The organism is Streptomyces viridosporus (assembly GCF_002078235.1).
Taxonomy (GTDB): domain Bacteria; phylum Actinomycetota; class Actinomycetes; order Streptomycetales; family Streptomycetaceae; genus Streptomyces; species Streptomyces viridosporus.
On sequence record NZ_MSGP01000474.1, the window covers coordinates 1 to 5,556 of the forward strand.

General features: G+C 72.0%; 6 protein-coding genes. 3 read left to right on the forward strand and 3 right to left on the reverse strand.

What is annotated here, in order from left to right; translation table 11 throughout:
* Positions 1-49 precede the first annotated feature (49 nt).
* Both B7L92_RS29470 and B7L92_RS29475 read left to right on the forward strand, forming a co-directional pair.
* A complete protein-coding gene (locus tag B7L92_RS29470; RefSeq protein ID WP_004987149.1) occupies positions 50-1,270 on the forward strand; it encodes an acetyl-CoA C-acetyltransferase in 1,221 nt (406 codons plus the stop codon).
* Positions 1,271-1,550: 280 nt separating this feature from the next.
* A complete protein-coding gene (locus tag B7L92_RS29475; protein WP_081240414.1) occupies positions 1,551-2,333 on the forward strand; it encodes a hypothetical protein in 783 nt (260 codons plus the stop codon).
* A 51-nt stretch (positions 2,334-2,384) separates the two neighbouring features.
* Here the strand turns inward: B7L92_RS29475 and B7L92_RS29480 are convergent, their stop codons facing one another.
* Positions 2,385-2,666 carry a hypothetical protein gene (locus B7L92_RS29480; protein ID WP_081240415.1) on the reverse strand — a complete coding sequence of 94 codons (282 nt, stop codon included), beginning with the start codon at positions 2,664-2,666 and terminating at the stop codon, positions 2,385-2,387.
* Positions 2,667-2,798: 132 nt separating this feature from the next.
* Between B7L92_RS29480 and B7L92_RS29485 the strand changes: the two genes are divergently transcribed.
* A complete protein-coding gene (locus tag B7L92_RS29485; protein ID WP_004987136.1) occupies positions 2,799-3,026 on the forward strand; it encodes a DUF4287 domain-containing protein in 228 nt (75 codons plus the stop codon).
* Positions 3,027-3,114: 88 nt separating this feature from the next.
* Here B7L92_RS29485 and B7L92_RS29490 read toward each other — a convergent pair whose 3' ends face one another.
* Together B7L92_RS29490 and B7L92_RS29495 are read right to left on the reverse strand one after the other, a co-directional pair.
* The gene (locus B7L92_RS29490) at positions 3,115-4,023 is read right to left on the reverse strand and encodes a Bax inhibitor-1/YccA family protein (protein WP_081240416.1); all 909 of its coding nucleotides are present in this window, start codon (positions 4,021-4,023) and stop codon (positions 3,115-3,117) included.
* Positions 4,024-4,213: 190 nt separating this feature from the next.
* Positions 4,214-5,419 carry a 4-hydroxybenzoate 3-monooxygenase gene (locus B7L92_RS29495; RefSeq protein WP_081240417.1) on the reverse strand — a complete coding sequence of 402 codons (1,206 nt, stop codon included), beginning with the start codon at positions 5,417-5,419 and terminating at the stop codon, positions 4,214-4,216.
* Positions 5,420-5,556 lie beyond the last annotated feature (137 nt).

Here is a 5,556-nt window from a genome sequence, read left to right on the forward strand (position 1 = left end):
CCCCCTTCCGACGAGGCGCTGTGCGCCGCCCCTTCCCCCAGGAGCCGTGATGCCCGAAGCCGTGATCGTCTCAGCCGCCCGCTCCCCCATCGGCCGCGCCTTCAAGGGCTCCCTGAAGGACCTGCGCCCGGACGACCTGACCGCCACGATCATCCAGGCCGCCCTCGCCAAGGTCCCCGAGCTGGACCCGAAGGACATCGACGACCTGATGCTCGGCTGCGGCCTGCCCGGCGGCGAGCAGGGCAACAACCTCGGCCGGATCGTCGCCGTGCAGATGGGCATGGACCACCTCCCGGGCTGCACCATCACCCGCTACTGCTCGTCCTCGCTGCAGACCTCCCGCATGGCCCTGCACGCCATCAAGGCCGGCGAGGGCGACGTCTTCATCTCGGCCGGCGTCGAGACGGTCTCCCGCTTCGCCAAGGGCAACTCCGACAGCCTCCCGGACACCCGCAACCCGCTGTTCGCCGATGCCGAGGCCCGCACCGCCGCCGTCGCCGGGTCGGAGGGCTCCACCTGGCACGACCCGCGCGAGGACGGCCTGCTGCCCGACCCGTACATCGCGATGGGCCAGACCGCCGAGAACCTGGCCCGCCTCAAGGGCGTCACCCGCCAGGAGATGGACGAGTTCGGCGTCCGTTCGCAGAACCTCGCCGAGGAGGCCATCAAGAACGGCTTCTGGGAGCGCGAGATCACCCCGGTGACGCTTCCCGACGGCACCGTGATCAGCAAGGACGACGGTCCCCGCCCCGGTGTGACCATGGAGGGCGTGGCCGCCCTGAAGCCCGTCTTCCGCCCCGACGGCCTGGTCACCGCCGGCAACTGCTGCCCGCTCAACGACGGCGCCGCCGCGCTCGTCATCATGAGCGACACCAAGGCCCGCGAGCTCGGCCTCACCCCGCTCGCCCGGATCGTCTCCACCGGCGTCTCGGGCCTCTCCCCCGAGATCATGGGCCTCGGCCCGGTCGAGGCGAGCAAGCAGGCCCTGGCCCGCGCGGGCCTGACCGTCGGCGACATCGACCTGGTCGAGATCAACGAGGCGTTCGCCGCCCAGGTGATCCCCTCCTACCGCGACCTCGGCATCCCGCTGGAGAAGCTGAACGTCAACGGCGGCGCCATCGCCGTCGGCCACCCCTTCGGCATGACCGGCGCCCGCATCACCGCCACGCTCATCAACTCCCTCCAGTTCCACGACAAGCAGTTCGGCCTGGAGACGATGTGCGTCGGCGGCGGTCAGGGCATGGCGATGGTCATCGAGCGCCTGAGCTGAGCCACCGTGGGCGCACGGTAGCCGTCACGGCACGGCCCGTGAGGCGTGGGCCCGGGCTCCCGGCCGTTCCGGGGGTCCGGGCCGTTCCGTGATCCAATCTCCCCCAGGATGTGACCTATCTCCCTCGCCGGGGAGGTTCACGCAGGTCAGCGACGTCCCCCTCCCGCCCCCGGCACCACACCCCTGTCCGTTTCGTGACGTTACGCACTGACAGATGGTTAGTCCGCCCTTCAAGCTGATGTAGGAAGTCGAGGGTCGACTTTGAACCGGGAGTACGTCAGTGAGCGCCATGCCGATCGCCCTGCTGATCACCACGGCCGCCACCGGCGCCGTGGGCGTCGCGGTCCTGCGCAGCATCATGGTGCTGCGCCGACAGGTCGCGGCCCTGCACACCGAACTGACCGAGCACCGCGCGGCCGCGGCGCGCGGACTCGTTCCCTCCGCCCGCGCCGCCGACACCGACGAGATACGCGCGGCCGTGGCGGAGGCGCTCGCCGAGGAGCGGGAGCGGGAGCTCGCCGAGGCGCGGGCCTTCTGGGCCGCCCAGGAGACCCGGGAGGCGTCCGAGGCGCCCTCCTCCCTGCTGGGCCTGGCCGACAGTGAGCTGTTCCTGCCCCGCCAGGCCGACTTCGCGGGCCTGGAGCCGGTGGGCGAACCGGCCGCCGACCCCGACGAGCACCCCGGGGACTCCCCGGAGCTGGCCGCGGCCCGCCGCCGCCACCCCTCGCACCCGGACTTCGTGCCGAACCCGTCGCCGGTCGTGGACGACCACGAGCGCACGGCGGTCACGCTGGAGGAGCTGGCCGCCTCCCGGGTGGAACTGGCCGACGTCCGCCCCGGCCCGCTGGGCACGCTGGACGTCTACGTGTTCGCCGACGGGACGACGCTGTGCATGACCCCGGGTCACCGCGAGACCGCCGAACGCCTGGCCGCGGCCCTGCGGGCGGGCGAGACCCCGTTCCTGCTGGGCGGCTCGGGCGTCTCGGGGGCGTACACGCTGACCTTCTCCTGCGGCGAGGAGAACGTCTACATCCTGGCGGACCGCGTCATCGCGTCCCTCTAGGAGCCCGCCGGCGTCCCGCCGGCCGCCGGACCGTCCACGCGCCGGACGTCGTCAGACGCCGGCGCGTTTCTGCGCCTCCTCCACCAGCCGCGTCGCCTCCTCGACCTCGTCCTCGGACGTCAGTACGAGGGCCAGGTCGTGGCCGGCGACGGTGATCTGGTCGGCGGAGGCGAACATCCCGGCGTCGGGCATCTCGCGGGGCTCGGTGCCCGGCTCCTCGACGTCCTGCGCCCGCCGTGCCAGCTCCCTGGCCAGGGCGAGCGCCTCGGCGGCCGCACCCCGCTGCAGCCGGCTCTGCGGCGCGGCCCGCAGGCGGTCGGCGAAATGATCCACGGCACGGGTGAGGGGCGTCGTATCAACCACGCGGCGAGCGTACGCGGACCGGCGGGACTGTTGCCAACACGCGAACGCTCAGGCACGGTGAGCTGAAGGACCGGCCTACATCCCCTGCGTCCGGAGGCGCCGATGTCCCAAGTCTTCTCCGAAGAGACCCATCGCAACCTGCTCGCCCGCATCCCGCACTGCACCGGTCGCGAGATCTCCGACTGGCTGCGCACCGTCGAGGAAGGCCCGGCTCTCCGCTTCGAGGAGAAGGTCAGCTGGCTCCGGCACGAGTACGACCTGGCGTACGGCCATGCCAAGGCGATCATCCACGAGTACGACCTGAGGAGGGCCGCGCGCAAACTGCTCTAGGCGTGCTTCCCGCATCCGTCGGGAACGACGAAGGGCCCCGGGTGAACCCGGGGCCCTTGCGCGTGTGCCGCGCCTGCCGTGGGGACGGCTAGTCGCTGCTGTTGAGGATCGAGATGAGCCTCAGGAACTCCAGGTAGATCCACACCAGCGTCAGCGTCAGGCCGAAGGCCGCGAACCAGGCCTCCTCGCGCGGGGCACCGTAGGTGATGCCGTCCTCGACCTGCTTGAAGTCCAGGGCGAGGAAGCAGGCACCGAGGATGATGCCGACGACACCGAAGATGATGCCGAGCGGGCCGCTGCGGAAGCCGAGGCCGTCACCGCCGCCGAACACCGCGAACAGCAGGTTCACCGCCATCAGCAGGATGAAGCCGAGCGCGGCCGCCATCACGAAGCCGTAGAAGCGGCGGTTGACGCGGATCCAGCCCGCCTTGTACGCCACCAGCACACCGGCGAAGACCGCCATGGTGCCGAGCACCGCCTGCATGGCCGCGCCGTTGGCGATGTGGCTGTCGACGACGTTGGAGACGACGCCGAGGAAGACTCCCTCGAACGCCGCGTACGTCAGGATCAGCGCCGGCGAGGCCTTGCTCTTGAAGGACTGGACGAGCGCCAGGACCATGCCGATCAGCGCGGCGCCGATGGCGATGCCGTAGGACCGGCCGATGTTGGCCTCGTCGACCGGCAGCAGCGCCCAGGAGAGCGCGGCGGCCAGGACGAGCAGCCCGAGCGTGCTCGCCGTGCGCATGATGACGTCGTCGATGGTCATCCGGCCGGTGGTGGCCGGGGCCTGCGGCGGCGCACCGTCCTGCAGACCCTGCTGTGCGTACGGGTTCTGGGCGTACGGGTTCTGCGCGTAGGGGTTGCCCGTCGGCTGCGCGTACGGGTTGCCCTGGGTGGCGACAGCGGGGCCCCCGGCCTGCGGCGCGGTGTTGAAGCCCGCGTAGCCGTTGTCGCGGCTGAACCCCCGTCGCGAGAAGACCGGGTTTCTGCTCCTCATTTCACTCCTCCATGGCCGCACAGTGCGGCCTTGGCTCAAGAGTAATAGGTAGGCAAAGGAATGACCCTAATGCTTGGGGAGGATCTTTCCCTCGTCGTGCTGCGCAACACGCTACGCGGCTTCGTGATTCCCCTCACCGGAGGGCACCGAACCATGACCTACCCGGTACCCGTCCGGAACCGGCCGGAGATCATCCGTCCGCCACGGCCGCGTCCGCGCCCCCTTCCAGGGGGAAGCCGGTGTACGCCTCGGCGAGGTCGGTCCCGGCGGCGCGGGAGGAGGCGATCCTCTCCAGCCGGGCCAGGTGCAGGCGGTCCTCGAAGGCGGTGGCGTCCGGGGCGCGGTGCAGCAGGGTGGTCATGTCGTAGGAGAACCGCTCGGCCTGCCAGACCCGGCGCAGGCAGGTCGCGGAGTAGGCGTCGAGGAGTTCGTCCGAACCCGTCTCCTTCCGGTGCGCCAGCGCCCGCGCGAGGGTCACCGCGTCCCCGACGGCGAGGTTGAGCCCCTTGGCCCCGGTGGGCGGCACGATGTGCGCCGCGTCCCCGGCGAGGAAGAGGCGGCCGTACCGCATCGGCTCGTGGACGTAGGAGCGCATGGGGGTGACCGACTTCCGGGTGACGGGGCCGCGGCGCAGCGTCCAGTCGTCGGCGGTCTCGAGGCGGCGCTCCAGCTCCCGCCAGACGTCCTCGTCGCTCCACTCCTTCGGCTGCGTCCCCTCGGGCACCTGGAGGTAGAGGCGGGAGACGGACGGGGACCGCATGGACAGCAGGGCGAAGCCGCGGTCGTGGCGGGCGTAGACCAGCTCGTCGTGGGAGGGCGGCACGTCGGCGAGGACGCCGAGCCAGCCGAAGGGGTACGTCCGCTCGAAGACCCGGGAGACCCCGGCGGGAACGGCCCCGCGGGACACGCCCCGAAAACCGTCGCAGCCGGCCACGTAGTCGCACTCCAGGACGTCCTCGCGGCCCCGGTGGCGGAAGCGGACGCGCGGGGCGTCGGTGCCGGCGCCCTCGACGGCCAGCGCCTCGGCCCCGAAGAGCAGCGGCCCGCCGTCGGCGAGCCGGAGGGCGACGAGGTCCTTGCAGACCTCGGTCTGCGCGTAGACCATGACCGACCGGCCGCCGGTGAGGGCGGAGAGGTCGACCCGGTGGCGGCGGCGGTCGAAGCGCAGCTCGATGCCGTCGTGCCGCAGCCCCTCGCGGTCCATCCGCGCCCCGGCCCCGGCCGCGCGCAGCACGTCCACCGTCCCCTGCTCGAGGATCCCGGCCCGCTGCCGCTGCTCGACGTAGGCGCGGTCACGGGCCTCCAGGACGACCGAGTCGACACCGGCACCGTGCAGCAGCCGGGCGAGCAGCAGACCGGCGGGTCCGGCGCCGATGATGCCGACGGTGGTGCGCATCCGGTCGTTCCCTTCGCGCGAGGAGGCGGTTCGGGTGGTGAAGTTCCCTTCACCCGACGCCGGACGCGAGTCTCCAGCCGCGTACACCCGGTGTCAACCGCCGTACGCGGAGGGCGGCGGAGAGGGCCGTCCGGAGC